This is a genomic window from Streptomyces sp. NPDC058375, from assembly GCF_042723425.1.
GTDB lineage: Bacteria > Actinomycetota > Actinomycetes > Streptomycetales > Streptomycetaceae > Streptomyces > Streptomyces durocortorensis.
In genome coordinates this window covers 15,562-30,560 of record NZ_JBHXJG010000066.1, presented here as the reverse complement: position 1 = coordinate 30,560, position 14,999 = coordinate 15,562, and the positions used below count along the sequence as shown (strand labels likewise).

General features: G+C 71.7%; 10 protein-coding genes and 1 pseudogene. 4 read left to right on the top strand and 7 right to left on the bottom strand.

The window, feature by feature from the left end; all coding sequences use genetic code 11:
- Nucleotides 1-48: 48 nt before the first annotated feature.
- The 5 genes and pseudogenes from ACFWM7_RS13980 to ACFWM7_RS13960 all read right to left on the bottom strand — a co-directional run bounded on the left by ACFWM7_RS13980 (nt 49) and on the right by ACFWM7_RS13960 (nt 6,277).
- Nucleotides 49-1,251 carry a S8 family serine peptidase gene (locus tag ACFWM7_RS13980; protein WP_383259875.1) on the bottom strand — a complete coding sequence of 401 codons (1,203 nt, stop codon included), beginning with the start codon at nt 1,249-1,251 and terminating at the stop codon, nt 49-51.
- 568 nt (nt 1,252-1,819) lie between these two features.
- A pseudogene (mgt, locus tag ACFWM7_RS13975) lies at nt 1,820-3,071 on the bottom strand (macrolide-inactivating glycosyltransferase).
- A 13-nt stretch (nt 3,072-3,084) separates the two neighbouring features.
- Nucleotides 3,085-4,383, bottom strand: a complete 1,299-nt coding sequence (locus ACFWM7_RS13970; RefSeq protein ID WP_383259868.1) for an ABC transporter substrate-binding protein — start codon at nt 4,381-4,383, stop codon at nt 3,085-3,087.
- Entirely contained in the window at nt 4,383-5,252 is an 870-nt protein-coding gene (locus ACFWM7_RS13965; protein ID WP_383259861.1) for a carbohydrate ABC transporter permease, read from the bottom strand. The genes ACFWM7_RS13970 and ACFWM7_RS13965 overlap by 1 nt, the downstream gene beginning before the upstream one ends.
- Before the next feature lie 11 nt (nt 5,253-5,263).
- A complete protein-coding gene (locus ACFWM7_RS13960) occupies nt 5,264-6,277 on the bottom strand; it encodes a carbohydrate ABC transporter permease (protein ID WP_383259858.1) in 1,014 nt (337 codons plus the stop codon).
- A 143-nt stretch (nt 6,278-6,420) separates the two neighbouring features.
- Between ACFWM7_RS13960 and ACFWM7_RS13955 the strand changes: the two genes are divergently transcribed.
- Nucleotides 6,421-7,287: a phosphotransferase enzyme family protein gene (locus ACFWM7_RS13955; RefSeq protein ID WP_383259854.1), complete on the top strand. Its 867-nt coding sequence runs from the start codon at nt 6,421-6,423 to the stop codon at nt 7,285-7,287.
- Nucleotides 7,288-7,312: 25 nt separating this feature from the next.
- Nucleotides 7,313-7,825 carry a hypothetical protein gene (locus ACFWM7_RS13950; RefSeq protein ID WP_383259848.1) on the top strand — a complete coding sequence of 171 codons (513 nt, stop codon included), beginning with the start codon at nt 7,313-7,315 and terminating at the stop codon, nt 7,823-7,825.
- Nucleotides 7,826-7,940: 115 nt separating this feature from the next.
- Here ACFWM7_RS13950 and ACFWM7_RS13945 read toward each other — a convergent pair whose 3' ends face one another.
- Nucleotides 7,941-8,654, bottom strand: a complete 714-nt coding sequence (locus tag ACFWM7_RS13945; protein WP_383259843.1) for a 3'-5' exonuclease — start codon at nt 8,652-8,654, stop codon at nt 7,941-7,943.
- A 98-nt stretch (nt 8,655-8,752) separates the two neighbouring features.
- On the bottom strand, nt 8,753-9,988 hold the full coding sequence (locus ACFWM7_RS13940) for an SAV2148 family HEPN domain-containing protein (RefSeq protein ID WP_383259839.1): 1,236 nt from the start codon (nt 9,986-9,988) through the stop codon (nt 8,753-8,755).
- Nucleotides 9,989-10,392: 404 nt separating this feature from the next.
- Between ACFWM7_RS13940 and glgX the strand changes: the two genes are divergently transcribed.
- Complete coding sequence (glgX, locus tag ACFWM7_RS13935) at nt 10,393-12,522, top strand: glycogen debranching protein GlgX (protein WP_383259836.1); 2,130 nt, start codon at nt 10,393-10,395, stop codon at nt 12,520-12,522.
- Between the two features lie 79 nt (nt 12,523-12,601).
- Nucleotides 12,602-14,974, top strand: a complete 2,373-nt coding sequence (treY, locus tag ACFWM7_RS13930) for a malto-oligosyltrehalose synthase (protein ID WP_383259831.1) — start codon at nt 12,602-12,604, stop codon at nt 14,972-14,974.
- Nucleotides 14,975-14,999: the final 25 nt, after the last annotated feature.

The following is a 14,999-nucleotide window of genomic DNA, read 5'->3' as shown; positions in this document are numbered from 1 at the left end:
GCGTGGGCATGTGCCCCCGCCGCCCGGCGTCCGATCACAACCGGGGTACTACTCGACGACCTTCAGGAGCTTGTTCGCCGTGCCCTCGGTGGCGTTGCTGATGGCGTCCGGGGTGGCTCCCTCGGTGAGCGCCGTGGCGACGGCCTCCGGGGTGGCGTCCTGGTGGCCCGCCAGGTAGACGGCGGCCGCACCGACGACGTGCGGGGTGGCCATGGACGTACCGGAGATGGTGTTGGTGCCGCTGTCGCTGTCGTTCCAGGTGGACGTGATGTCCGAGCCCGGGGCGTAGATGTCCACGACCGAGCCGAAGTTGGAGAAGTCCGACTGCTCGTCGGCCTCCGTGGACGAGGCGACGGTGATCGCCTCCGGGACGCGGGCGGGCGAGCCCTGGCCGGCGTCGCTGGACTCGTTGCCGGCGGCCACGCCGAAGGTGATGCCCGCGGCGATGGCCTTCTGGACCGCCTCGTCGAGCGCCGGGTCGGCCCCGCCGCCGAGGCTCATGTTGGCGACGGACGGGCCCTTGGCGTTGGCGGCGACCCAGTCGATCCCGGCGATGACCTGCTCGGTGGTGCCCGAGCCGTTGTCGTCCAGGACGCGGACGCCCACGATGTTCGCCTTCTTGGCGACGCCGTGCGCGGCCCCGGCTATGGTGCCCGCCACGTGGGTGCCGTGCCCGTTGCCGTCGTCGGCGTCGTCGTCGTTGTCGACGGCGTCGAAGCCGGAGGTGGCGCGGCCCTCGAAGTCCTCGTGGGTGACGCGGACACCGGTGTCGATGACGTACGCGGTGACGCCCTCGCCCGCGGCGTCGGGGTAGTTGTACGCCTTGTCGCCGGCGGTCTCGGCCTGGTCGATCCGGTCCAGACCCCACGACGGCGGGTTCTCCTGGGTCGCGTTGATGCTGAACTTCTTGTTCTGCACCACCTTGGCGACGGCCGGGTCGGCGGCGAGGCGCTTGGCCTCGGTCTCCGAAAGGCCGCTGGCGGAGAAGCCGTTGATGCTGGAGTTGTAGTCGCGCTTGAGCTTGCCGCCGTACTCCTTGGCGAGCTCGGACTTGTCGGCCTTCTTCTCGTCCAGCATCACGATGTAGCTGCCGGAGACCGCGGTCGCGGCGTCGGCGCCGTAGACCGTGCCCATGGGAGCCGGTGCGGCTCCCGCGAACGAGGTGCCGAGCAGGGTGACTCCGGCGGCGGCCGCCACGGCGGTGATCGCGGCGGTGAGCTTGATGCGACGGGTGCGCTGGTGCTTGGCCATGAAGAGGGGTCTCCTCGTCAGTCTTTGTGGGGGGATTGGCCCTCGGCCGGAAGATCTCCGGGGGCTGGCTCGAAACCCTGACCGATTGACGAGCACAGATCAAGACCTTCATGGAGGTGTGACTTGCTCAACAAGGTTTCGTAATAAGAAATCGGCCATGGCTGGTCACAACCCCCGCGGAGGGCGGGCGAGCTGCCGCCTCGCCCGGATCGGCCGGTGACGAGCCCTCCCGCCAGGACCTCGCCGCCCTGCATTCCGCCTGTTCAGAGCCGCACTTGAAGGGCCGGGCACCGCTCGCCCGGGTGGCGTCCGCACCCCGCCCGGGCCCCCTGGGGCAGGAGTGACCATGCGTGAAGACACGTGAAGAGCCGTGAAGGTGTGCGCACGAGCGGTGAACACCCGGCCCCGGGTGTGAAATCGCGAGGGCGTGCGTGCAGATGCGCCGACCGAGCCCGGCGCCACCTCGGCTTCACGGAGCCGGAACAACGACGTCCCGCCCCACGAAACCGCTGGCCACAGCGGCTGGGGCAGGACGAAGAACGTCCGGATATCAGTCAGGCGACTCCGCTCAGCGCGACAGCTCCGCCTCGATGAGGTCGGCGGCCCTCGGTGTGCCGCCCTCCCGCGCCATCTGCTCGCTCAACCGCGCGCACCGGGCGGCAACTTCGGGATCGCCCACGAGAGCGAGCACGGCCTCGCGCAGGCTCGCGGCGTCGGCCTCCTCCATCGGGAGGTGCCGGGCCACGCCCAGCGACTGGAGCATGTCCGCGTTGCCGAACTGGTCGACTGCCTGCGGTACGGCGACCATCGGGGTGCCGGTGGCGAGCCCTTCCTGGCTGCCGCCCGCGCCGGCGTGGGTGATGAAGGCGTCGGCCTGCTTGAGGACGGACAGCTGCGGCACCCAGTCACGCACCTCCACCTGGCCCGGTACGTCGCCGAGTTCGGCGGGGTCGACGTGCGCGCCGATCTGGAGCACCACGTGCCAGCCGGGCAGGTCGCCGAAGGCCGCGACGCACTCCCGGTAGAAGGCAGGCTGCTTGGTGAACGAAGAGCCCAGCGAGACCAGCAGCACCTTCTCGGCGTCGGCGGGCCGCTGCCACTCCCCCTGGTCCGAGCGGTCGCCCTGGCAGGCCCCGACGAAGGTGTACATCTCGCGGTTCACCCGGTCCGCGTTGGGCTGGAGCGCCTCGGGGATCAGGACGAGGCCGCGGCGCGGGCGGGCGACGAAGTCGTCGCTGGAGACGTGGCCGAGGCCGTTCTCGGCGAGCCAGTCGTCGAAGCGGGCGTAGTACGCCTTGCCGCGCTCGGTCTGCTTCAGCTCGGCGGTCATCGGCTCGCCGACCTCCTTCTCGTACCCCTCCCAGGGGACCAGGTTGGGCCAGAGGGAGACGGCGGGGACGCCCCAGCGGTGGGCGAGGACGCGGGCGGGATAGGAGGTGATGTCGTGCAGGACGAGGTCGGGCTCGTCGCCCGCGAAGGCCTCCACGAGTTGCGGGAGGGCCTGGACGGCGTCGGCGAGGAAGGGTTCGATGTTGTCGATCAGCTCGGTGCCCCAGGCGTCGGGGTCCTCGTCGGTCGGCAGGGTCGAGGTCCAGATCACCGGCTCGGCGCCGGTGGCGGCGACCTTCTCGGCGAAGGAGGCCGGGATGGCATAGCTGACACGGTGTCCACGGTCGACGAGCTCACGAATCACGTCGAGGCTCGGGTTCACATGTCCGTGGGCGGCGATGGAGAACATGGCGATGTGGGCACGCGGGGATTCCGTCATGCCGGTGACTCTAAACGAGACGATACGTCTCGTGCAACCTCTTTCGTGTCAGGATCAGCTCGGGATCAGCGTTGGTAGCGGGCCAGCACCCGATTCCCGTCCTCCACCAGCCGTTTGCTCAGCTCGTCGGTGTCGATCGCGCCGCTGTAGAACTCCTGGTACGCCGGGGTCGCCACCTTGTCCTTCCACTCGGGGTAGCCCCGCACGGTCTGGGCGGGCGCCGGCCGCAGCCCGTCGGCGAGCGCGGTGCCGACGGCCCAGCCGTGCTCGGCGGAGCGCAGCGACGGGTCGGCCAGCGCCTCCGTTCCGGTGGGCAGCATCCAGTCACCCCGGGCGAGGCGGACCATGTTCGGCGGGCGCAGCAGGAAGTCGATGAACGCGACGGCCTCCTCCTTGTGCGGGCTCTCCTCCGCGACCGACAGCGTCTGCGGGCTGACGCCCTGGACCGCGCCGCCCGCGCCCGCGGGCATCGGCAGGACCGTCCAGTCGAACCCCTCGGGGGCCTGCTGGATGATCTGCTGGCGGTACGAGAACCCGAGCGGCAGCATCGCGTACTTGCCGCCGAAGAACCCGGGCAGCGCGTCCGACCCGCCCATGCCCAGGGCGCTGCGGGCCGCGCTGCCGTCGGTGTTGACCTGGTCGCGGATGGTGCCGGTGACCACGCCGTCGCCGGGTTCGAAGCGCAGGACCGCCTTGCCCTCACCGTCGCGGTGGAAGAGCTGCCCGCCGCCGGACAGGCCCAGATTGAGGGTGACGGAGACCGGCTCCTTGAGCGGCCAGGCGATGCCGTACCGCCCCTTGCCCGACAGCTCCTTCGTCACCTGGCGGAACTCCTCCCAGCTCCAGGGGCGCTCCGGGGTCGGGATGCGCGCCCCTGACGCCTTCAGCAGTTTCGTGTTGGCGATCAGGACGCGGGGCTCCTGGAGGAAGGGCACCCCGTGGACGCCCTCGCCGAACGTGGTGGTGCGCCAGGACCGTTCGGGGATGTCGGCCTTGAGCCGGGTGGGCAGGAGGGGGCGCAGGTCGGCGAGGTAGCCCCCGTACGCGAAGTCGGCCAGGTCGTCGGAGGCGTCGTGGATGATGTCGGGGGCCTCGCCGCCCTCGAAGGAGGTGAGGAGCTGGTCGTGGACGCTGTCCCAGCTGCCCTGGACGTACTCCACCTGGACGTCGGGGTGGGCGGCGTTCCACTCCTTCACCAGCTGCTTGTTGGCGTCGACGGACTCCTTCTGCCAGGCCAGCGACTGGAACCGGAGCCGGATCGTGCCGTCCGCGTCCCGCCCGTCGCCGCCGCCGCCGGAGCAGCCGGTGAGCAGCAGGGCCAGGACGGCGACGGCGGTGGCCGCCCGCCGGAGAGTGGCGCGCATCAGTGCTTCACCGCCCCGGCCGTCATCCCGCCGGTGATCCGCCGCTGGATGAAGGCGAACAGGACGAGGGAGGGGAGCGTGGCGAGGAACGCGGCGGCGGCGAGCGGCCCGAGGTCGGCCACGCCCTCCGCGCCGAGGAAGTGGGTGAGGACGACCGGCAAGGTCTGCTTCTCCGGGGTCTTGAGCAGGACGAGCGCGAAGAAGAACTCGTTCCATGCGGTGATGAACGCGAACAACGCGGTGGCGACGATGCCGGGGGCGAGCAGCGGGGCGACGACCGAGACGAGGGTACGGACGCGGCCCGCGCCGTCCACGGCGGCGGCCTCCTCCAGCTCGGTGGGCACGGCACGTACGTACCCGGCGAGCATCCACAGCGCGAAGGGCAGCGACCAGACGACGTAGACCAGGATCAGCCCCCACAGGGTGTTGATCAGGTGGAGGTTCTTCAGGATCAGGAAGAGCGGGATGATCACCAGGACGAAGGGAAACGCCTGGCTGACCACGACCCAGCCGGTCGCGGCGGTGGCGAGGCGGCCCCGGTGGCGGGCCATCACATAGGCCATCGGGGTGGCGATGACGACGGCGATCAGCGCGGCGGAGACGGCGGCGACCAGCGAGTTGCCCGCGGCCTGGAGCAGCGGCTGCTCGTCGAAGGCCTGGCGGAAGTTGTCCAGCGTGGGGTGCTCGGGGATCCAGGTGGGGTGCAGGGAGCCCAGTTCGCGGGCGGGTTTGAAGGCGGTCGAGATCAGCCACACGAACGGGAACGCGAGGAAGACCAGGTACGCAAGGAGGGCCAGGTACTGCCCGGTGCGGGCGGCCCGGCCGGTGCGCAGCCCGGTGGATTCCCGCCTGGCTGCTCCGCGTGTCATCGGTCCTCGTCTCATCGGCCCTCGCCTCCCCTGAGCCGGCCGACGAGGTAGACGGCGAGGAGCACGGAGATCACCGCGACCATCACACAGCCCATCGCCGCGGCGTAGCCGAACTGCCCGTAGCGGAAGGCCTCCTCGTAGGCGAAGAGCATCGGCAGCCGGGTCCGGCCGCCGGGTCCGCCGCTGGTCAGGACGTAGACGAGAGCGAAGGAATTGAAGTTCCAGATCAGGTTGAGGGCGCTGATGGCGAGGGCGATGGGCTTGATCGCGGGCCAGGTGACCGTACGGAACCGGCGCCAGGCGCCCGCGCCGTCCAGGGCTGCCGCCTCGTGGAGTTCGCGCGGGGTGTTCTGGAGCCCGGCGAGCAGGGCCACGGTGGTCTGCGGCATGCCCGCCCAGATGCCGACGAGGATGACGGCGGGCAGCGCGGTGGCGAGGCCGGTCAGCCAGTCCCGGCCATCGCCGAGTCCGAGGTCGCGGATGGTCTCGTTGAGGATGCCCGCGTCCGGGTTGTAGACGAGCCGCCACATGATGCCGACGACGACCTCGGGCATCGCCCAGGGGACGATCGCCAGCGCCCTGGCCAGCCAGCGCAGCCGCAGGTTCTGATTGAGCAGCAGGGCGAGGCCGAGTGCCAGGAGGAACTGCGGGACGGTGACGCCGACGGCCCAGACCAGGCCGATCCGGAACGAGTCCCAGAACAGGGTGTCGTGCAGCAGGTCCTGAAAATTGAGGGTGCCGATCCACTGGGTGGAGCGGGTCCGGCCTGACTGGGCGTCGGTGAAGGCGAGCGCGATGCCGTAGAGGAGCGGTCCGACGCTGAGGATCAGGATCGGGATGAGCGCGGGCAGCACCAGGAACCACGCGGCCCCGTCCCCGAACGCCTTGCCCTGCGGCGGCCCCGAGGACCCGGGCCGCCAGGACCTTCGCGGCCGCCCTCCCTGTCCGCCGTGCCCGTCCCGTCCGCTGCGCCCGCCGTGCGGGCCGTCCGGTCCGGGCCGCTTCGCCGCGGTCACCGATGTCACGAAGAAGACCCCTCTGTCCTGTATCTCGCTGATGTGCCTGAGGTGGACTTCATCCCGTTCTGGCTGCCGGGGAGGCCTCCGTCATCGTGCTGACGGGCCGTGGGTTCGTCAAGGTGGCCTGCGCGGATGCGAAAATCGCACCCATGGACGAGATGCGTGCGCGCGAGGTGCTGACGGCCGCCGGGTTCCCCGGCGCGGCGGAGCTGCTCGCGCTGGGCGAGAACGCGGTGTTCGCGGCCGGCGACCTGGTCGTCAAGATCGGGCGGGACGCCACCGGCCACCCCGAGCTGCGGGAGCGGGCCGAGCGGGAGGTGGCGCTCGCCGACTGGCTCGCCGCGTCGGGCGTCCCGGCCGTCCGGGCCGCCGAAGGCGGGGCCCGCCTGGTCGAGGGCCACCCGGTGACGTTGTGGCGCCGGCTCCCCGACCCCGTACGGCCCGCCGAGCCGCGCGACCTCGCACCGCTGCTCTCCCTGGTGCACGCGCTGCCCGCCCCGGCGGACTTCGCCCTGCCGCCCCGCGAACTGCTGGGCGGCGTGGAGCGGTGGCTGACCCTGGCGGGGGACGCGATCGACCCGGCGGACGCCGACTACCTCCGCGAGCGCCGCGACGGCTTCGCGGCCGCGGCCGACGCGCTGGTCCCCCACCTCCCCCGGGGCCCGATCCACGGCGACGCCCTCCCGCGCAACGTCCATGTCGGGCCGGACGGGCCGGTCCTGGTCGACCTGGAGACGTTCTCCGCCGATCTGCGGGAACACGACCTGGTCGTCCTCGCCCTCTCCCGCGACCGCTACGGCCTCGACCCGGCGGCCTACGACGCCTTCACCGCCGCGTACGGCTGGGACGTCCGGGAGTGGGAGGGATGCGCGGTCCTGCGCGGCGCCCGCGAGACCGCCAGCTGCGCCTGGGTCTCCCAGCACGCCCCGGCCAACCCGAAGGCGCTCGCCGAATTCCGCCGCCGGGTGGCCTCGCTGCGCGAGGACGATCCCGAGGTCCGCTGGTACCCGTTCTGAACGACCGGTCGCATAGGTGGCCCCCATGGGATTCTTCGACAAGCTGACCGGGACCAAGCACCCCGAGGCCGGGGTCGCGCGACGCCCGGCCGAGGAGCTGCGGAAGGCCCTGCTCGCCCTGAACGGGCCGGATGTCCCCTACGTCATCGGCGACGGCTCGGCGCACGGCGCCGATCTGGTGGCCGAGTGGCGGTTCGCCGAGCCCGCCTGGCAGCACGTCTTCGTCCAGTCCCAGCTGACGCACGCCCTCCGGATCCGGATGCGTCTGGCCGAGGACGTCCCCGAGGTGCGTGCCGTCCAGGAGCAGTGGGAGGTCACCCGGGTCGGGAATCCTCCGCGGCTGAAGACGTCGGCGACGTACCGGCGCGGCGGGGGCAGGACGATCTCGCGCCGGTACACGCTCCAACGGGGCGAGAGCGGCCGCCTGGAGGCGACCGAGGACTTCAGCCTCGACAGCGCGCAACTGACGGACCCTCTACGGAACACCGCCCTCCGGTCGGCCTGGACCTGGCGTGCAGTGATCTTCGGCAAGCTCTGAGCGGCCCGACGGCCCGCCACGGAAGCCGACTGACCGACGCCCGCGCAGCTCAGCGGCAGTGCGGCTCACCGGCCACGCGGGATCACCGGCTCAGCGGCTGCGCGGGATCACCGGCTCAGCGGCTGCGCGGGATCACCGGCCAGGACGCCTCGACCACGGCCGCCGGGTCGGTGGTGCGCCGCAGATAGGCCTGGAGCGAGGCCGACTGCTCGGCGGCCGCCCGCACCTGAAGGATGTGCAGCTCGTGGGGCGGCAGGGTGGCGACGGGCCGGTGCCGCTCCCCCATCCGGCGCACCACGCGGACCGCGGCCACCGCGTCGGCGCTCGCGTCGTGGGCTCCGTCGAGCGTGACCCCGTAGTGGTCGCACAGCGCCTGGAGGGCCCGCTTGCCCTTGCGGTACTTGTCGACGTGCTTGTCGATCACCAGCGGGTCGATGACGGGCGAGGGTGCTCCGCCGACCCGCTCCTCGACCGACTGCAGCCCGTACCTGCGGCATTCGCGGTCCAGCAGCGAGAGGTCGTAGCGCGCGTTCATCACCACCAGCGGGACGCCCGAGCGCAGCACTTCGCCGACCGCGTGGGCGATCTCCTCGACCGCGGAGACGGCCCGTGCCCCGTGCCTGCGGGCGTGGTCGGTGCCGATGCCGTGGATCGCGGAGGCCTGCTCCGGTATCACCACCCCCGGGTCGAGTAGCCAGGTCCGCTGCTCGGCGACCGTGCCGTCCGGGTCCAGCCGGACGAGTGCGGCGGTGACGATCCGGTCGTTCTCGACGTCGGTCCCCGTCGTCTCCAGGTCGAAGCCGACCAGTGTGCCCTGGTGCCAGCTCATCCCGATACCTCCTTCATGGTGCTCCCCCGTGGTGCTCCCCCCGAGTGATGACCACCCTCGCACGGGCCACTGACAACGCCGGTGAAGGGTCAGGAGGGTCAGGAGACCGGCCGGGAGTCCGTCCAGACCGACTCGAACTCCTCGCGGTACGTCTCGAAGAGACCGTGCTCGTTGTCCTGGCCCGCCCGCACCACCGTGCGTCTGCCCCCGCCGCGCAGCACCAGCACCGGCGCCTCCATGCCGCGGGCCCGCCGCAGATAGGGCTGGACGACGCCCACCGCGTCCGTGCCGTCGCCGTCCACCAGGTAGGCGGTGAAGCGCGGGGTCTCGTCGAAGACCTGGATCTCGAACGCCCCCGGGTCGCGGAGCCTGGAGCGGACGCGGCGCATGTGGAGGATGTTCATCTCCACCGAGCGGCTCAGCTCGCCCTTCTTGAGGCCGAGTTCCCGCTCCCTGCGCCGCACCGCGCTGCTGGCCGGGTTGATGAACAGCAGCCGGACCCGGCAGCCAGACTCGGCGAGCCGCACGAGCCGGCGGCCGGAGAAGTTCTGGACGAGCAGGTTGAGGCCTATGCCGATGGCGTCGAGCCGCCGCGCCCCGCCGAACAGGTCCTCGGCGGGCAGCTGGCGCTGGAGCCGGACCCGGTCGGGGTGGACGGAGACCACGTCCGCGTACCGGTCGCCGACCAGCTCCTCCACCGCGTCCACCGGCAACCGGTCGGCGGACGGCGCCCCCGCCCCGCCGCCGAGGATGTCCAGGAGCCGGGCGGAGGCGCGCTCCGCCTGGGCGAGGACCGCCTCGTTCAGGGCGCGGTTGCGGGAGACGACGTTCCGCGCGACCTCCAGCTCGTCGAGGGCCAGCTCGACATCGCGCCGGTCGTCGAAGTACGGCTCGAAGCACGGCCAGTGCTGGACCATCAGCTCCCGCAGCTGCGGGAGCGTGAGGAAGCTGAGGACGTTGTCGTCGGCCGGGTCGAGCAGATAGCCCTTGCGGCGCGAGACCTCGCGTACGGCGACGGCACGCTGCACCCACTCCTGCCCGGCCGGCCCGGCCGCGGCCACCACCCACTCCTCGCCGTGCACCGGCTCGTAGATCGGCCGGAGCACGGCGGCGACGACGGCCCGTAGGCGTTGTTCGACCAGATTCAGCCAGATATAGGCCCGCCCGGCCCGCTGGGCGCGGGTGCGTACCTCGCCCCAGGCCTCCGAGCCCCAGTCCAGTTCGGCGCCTATCTCCATGGGCTGCGCGAGGGACACCGCCCCGGGCGGGGCATCGGTCGATTCCCCCTCGTGACCTGCGTCACCTGGGGGTAGCTCGAACCCTCCCGAGCTCACCCGCGTACCGCCTTCCACTCCCCCACCCAACGATCAAGGAAGGGTACTCCGGGAGCGTGATCCGACGCAGCCCGATGCGCACGCGACTTTCTCAACTCCTGTGAAGGTACGGCTTGTTCCTTGCGGCGAGATCGGGTGGAGTGAGCGGATTCATAGTGATTGGGCCCCTGCTCCGGAGCGGGAACCGGACGCCCGCCGGGTGACGGGGCCCGGAAGCACGTCCGGGGCGGCACGGGAGTGTCCGAAGTTGACCGCTGTGGCCGGGACCGGGCGACCGGATGCGGCCGCACCGCGCGACGTCCTAGGTGAGAACCCGGTTTTCGGGGAAGATTCGGGAAGTATTCGAGGAGTATCGGGCCGAGGAAAGCCACCGCACCCGGATCAGAAGTGGAAGAGTCTTCATCATGCAGGTCTGGCCGGGACACGCTTATCCGCTCGGCGCCACGTACGACGGCGCCGGGACCAACTTCGCGGTCTTCTCGGAGGCCGCCGACCGCATCGAGTTGTGCCTGTTGCACGACGACGGTTCGGAGACGGCGGTGGAGCTCCGGGAGACCGACGCCTTCGTGCGCCACGCCTATCTGCCCGGGGTGATGCCGGGTCAGCGGTACGGCTTCCGGGTGCACGGACCCTACGAGCCCCAGCACGGGTCGCGGTGCAACTCCGCGAAGCTGCTGCTGGACCCGTACGCCCGTGCGGTCGCCGGGAAGATCGACTGGGGCGAGGCGGTGTACGGCTACCCCTTCGGGAAGCCGGACGCCCGCAACGACCTCGACTCCGCCCCGCACACCATGAGCTCGGTGGTGGTCAACCCGTACTTCGACTGGGGCGACGACCGCCGCCCCCGTACGGACTACCACCGGACCGTCATCTACGAGGCCCATGTGAAGGGCCTCACCATGCTGCACCCGGGGCTGCCGCCCGAGCTGCGCGGTACGTACGCGGGGCTCGCGCATCCGGAGGTCATCGCCCACCTCACCGAACTGGGCGTCACCGCGATCGAGCTGATGCCCGTTCACCAGTTCGTGCAGGACCACCGCCTCGCGGACATGGGGCTCGCCAACTACTGGGGCTACAACACCATCGGCTTCTTCGCCCCGCACAACACGTACGCCTCCTGGGGCGACCGCGGCGAACAGGTGCTGGAGTTCAAGCAGGCGGTGAAGGCGCTGCACCAGGCGGGCATCGAGGTCATCCTCGACGTGGTCTACAACCACACCGCCGAGGGCAACCACCTCGGACCCACGCTCTCCTTCCGCGGCCTCGACAACGCCTCCTACTACCGGCTGACCGACGATCAGCGCTACTACATGGACACCACGGGCACCGGGAACTCCCTGCTCATGCGGTCCCCGCACGTCCTCCAGATGATCATGGACTCGCTGCGGTACTGGGTGACCGAGATGCATGTGGACGGCTTCCGCTTCGATCTGGCGGCGACGCTGGCCCGCCAGTTCCACGAGGTGGACCGGCTGTCCTCGTTCTTCGACCTGGTGCAGCAGGACCCGGTGGTCAGCCAGGTGAAGCTGATCGCGGAGCCGTGGGACGTCGGCGAGGGCGGCTATCAGGTGGGCAACTTCCCGCCGCTGTGGACCGAGTGGAACGGCAAGTACCGCGACACGGTCCGCGACCTGTGGCGGGGCGAGCCGCGCACGCTGGCGGAGTTCGCCGGGCGCCTCACCGGCTCCTCCGACCTCTACCAGGACGACGGCCGCCGGCCGCTCGCCTCGATCAACTTCACCACCTGCCACGACGGCTTCACGCTGCACGACATGGTCTCGTACAACGAGAAGCGCAACGACGCCAACGGGGAGGACAACCGGGACGGCGAGAGCCACAACCGCTCCTGGAACTGCGGCGCCGAGGGCGAGACGGACGATCCGGAGGTCCTGGAGCTGCGGGCCCGCCAGATGCGGAACTTCATCGCCACACTGATGCTGTCGCAGGGCGTGCCGATGCTGAGCCACGGCGACGAGTTCGCCCGTACGCAGAAGGGCAACAACAACGCCTACTGCCAGGACAACGAGCTGGCCTGGGTGCACTGGCCCGACCCGGACGACCCGGCGGACGCCCCCGCCTCCACCCTGCTGGAGTTCACCCGGGCGATGGTGTGGCTGCGCCGCGACCACCCGGTCTTCCGGCGCCGCCGCTTCTTCCACGGGCGGCCGATGGAGGGCACGCACGACGAGCTCTCCGACATCGCCTGGTTCACCCCCGAGGGCGAGGAGATGACCCAGCAGGACTGGCAGGCGGCGCACGCGAAGGCGATGACCGTGTTCCTGAACGGGCACGCGATCTCGGAGCCGGGGCCGCGCGGCGAGCGGATCTCCGACGACTCGTTCCTGCTGATGTTCAACGCGAGCGCCGAGACGCTGGAGTTCGCCGTCCCGGTCGACCACGGCGAGCAGTGGCAGGTCGTCGTGGACACCGCGCGGCCGGACGGGGTTCCGCCGGGGACCGGGCCGAAGGTCGCCGAGGGCGAGCACGTCACGCTGATCGGGCGCAGCCTGACGGTGCTGAAGCGGCCCGCCTGAGGCCCGGCGGACGCAATGGCCGGGGTGAGGTTCCGCCCGGGGTGACACGGTTCGCCCCGGGCGGGGTACGTAGGAGTCCATGACGCCCTCCGCCACGTACCGGCTTCAGCTCCAGCCCGACTTCCCGTTCGCCGCCGCCGAGAAGGCCGTGCCCTATCTCGCCGCGCTCGGTGTCTCGCACCTGCACCTCTCCCCCGTCCTGGAGGCGGTCCCCGGCTCCACCCACGGTTACGACGTGGTCGACCACAGCCGGGTCCGGGCGGAGCTGGGCGGTGAGGAGGGGCTGCGCTCGCTCGCCTCGGCCGCCCGCGAGCACGGGCTCGGGCTGGTCCTGGACATCGTGCCCAACCACATGGCCGCCTCGCCCCGGCACAACCGCCGGCTCTGGGAGGTCCTGCGCGAGGGCCCGGCCTCCCCGTACGCCCGCTGGTTCGACATCGACTGGGCGGCGGGCGGCGAGAAGGTGCTGCTGCCGGTCCTCGCCGGGCCGCTCGGCCAGGAGCTGGAGCACCTGGCCGTGGACGGGGACGTGCTGCGCTACCACGATCTGGAGTTCCCGCTGCGGGTCGGCACGGCGGACCTCCCGCTGCCTCAGCTGCTGGAGGTCCAGCACTACCGGCTCGGCTGGTGGCGGCTGGCCCGCACCGAGCTGAACTACCGGCGGTTCTTCACCGTTTCGGAGCTGATCGGGGTCCGCGTCGAGCACCCGGAGGTTTTCGAGGACACTCATGCCAAGGTCCTCGAACTGCTCCGCGACGGCGTCCTGGACGGGCTCCGCATCGACCACCCGGACGGTCTCGCCGCCCCCGCCGCCTATCTGGAACAGCTCAACGAGGCCACCGGCGGCCGCTGGACGGTGGTGGAGAAGATCCTCACCGGCGACGAGCACCTCCCGGCGGACTGGGCGGTCGCGGGCACCACCGGGTACGACGCCCTGCACCGGATCGACGGGCTGTTCACCGACCCGTCCGGCACGGCGGAACTGCTGGACCGCTACCGGGAGTTCGCGGCACCGCCCGGCGACCGGGGCGGCGACTGGAGTGCGACGGTGCGCCGAGCCGCGTACCGGGTGGCGACGCACGAACTGGCCGCCGAGACGGCCTGGCTGACCCGGCTCGCGGCCGGGATCTGCGAGCGCGACCCGGCGCTGCGCGACCACGCCCCGTGGGCGCTGCGGACCGCGCTCCGTGAGCTGCTGGTCCGTATCCCGGTCTACCGACCGTACGTCACGGCGGGTGAGCCGCCGACCCGGACCGCCGAGGAGACGCTGACCGACGAGGCGGTACGGGACGCGAAGGCGGTGTTCTCCGTGCCGGAGGAGGCGGCGGCCGTCGATGTCGTACGGGATCTGGCGCTCGGGCGGCTCGGTGGCGGGGAGGAACAGGCCGCGTTCTGCGCCCGGTTCGCGCAGACCGCGTCCGCGTTGCATGCCAAGTCGGCGGAGGACACGGCGTTCTACCGGTACGTCCCGCTGCTCTCGGCCACCGAGGTGGGCGGCGATCCGGGGCAGCCCACCGTGTCGCCGGAGGAGTTCCACGCGTTCGCCGCCCGGATCGCTCGTGACTGGCCCGCCACGGGCACGGTCCTGACCACGCACGACACCAAGCGCAGCGCGGACGTGCGGGCCCGAATCGCGGTGCTGTCGCAGTGCCCGGAGCGGTGGGCGGCGCTGATGACGGAACTGACGGCGGCGACGCCGGTCGCCGCCCCGGATCCTCAACTTGCTTGGGCGGCCTGGCAGTCGGCGTACGGCTGCGCGGAGCTGCCGGCCGACGAGCTGGGCGGGCGGCTGGAGCCGGCGCTGCTGAAAGCGGTGCGCGAGGCGGGCCTGTTCACCAGTTGGACGGAGCCGGACCCGGCGTACGAGCGGGCGGTGTCGGCGTTCGTCGCCGCCGGCCCGGGCAGCGGGGCGGGCGTGACCCGGCAGCTGGTGGCCGAGTTCGCGGACGCGCTCGCCCCGCACGTACGGGCCCAGGTGCTGGGTACGGCGCTGGTGCAGCTGACGATGCCGGGGGTGCCGGATCTCTATCAGGGCACAGAGAGCGAGTACCTGGCCCTGGTCGACCCGGACAACCGGCGGCCGTTCCGGCGGCCCGAGGTCCCGGACGAGAAGCAGGCGCTGACGGCGACCGCGCTGGGGCTGCGCCGTGACCTGCCGGACGTGTTCGGGGAGTCGGGGACGTACCAGCCGCTGACGGCGACCGGTGGGGCCGCCCCGCATCTGCTGGCGTTCTGCCGGTCGGGCGAGGTGGTCACGGCGGTGACCCGCCTTTCGCTGCGGCTGGCCGAGGGCGGGGGCTGGCGGGACACGGCGCTGGAACTGCCGGACGGGGGCCCTTGGCGGGACCTGCTGTCGGCTTCGCCGGGACGGGAGTTCACGGGCGGCGCGGTGGCGGCGGGCGAACTGTTCGCCGAGCGGCCGGTGGCGCTGCTGCGGCGGGTGCGGGGCTGAGGGGGCCCGGGGGCGTCTCCCCGGC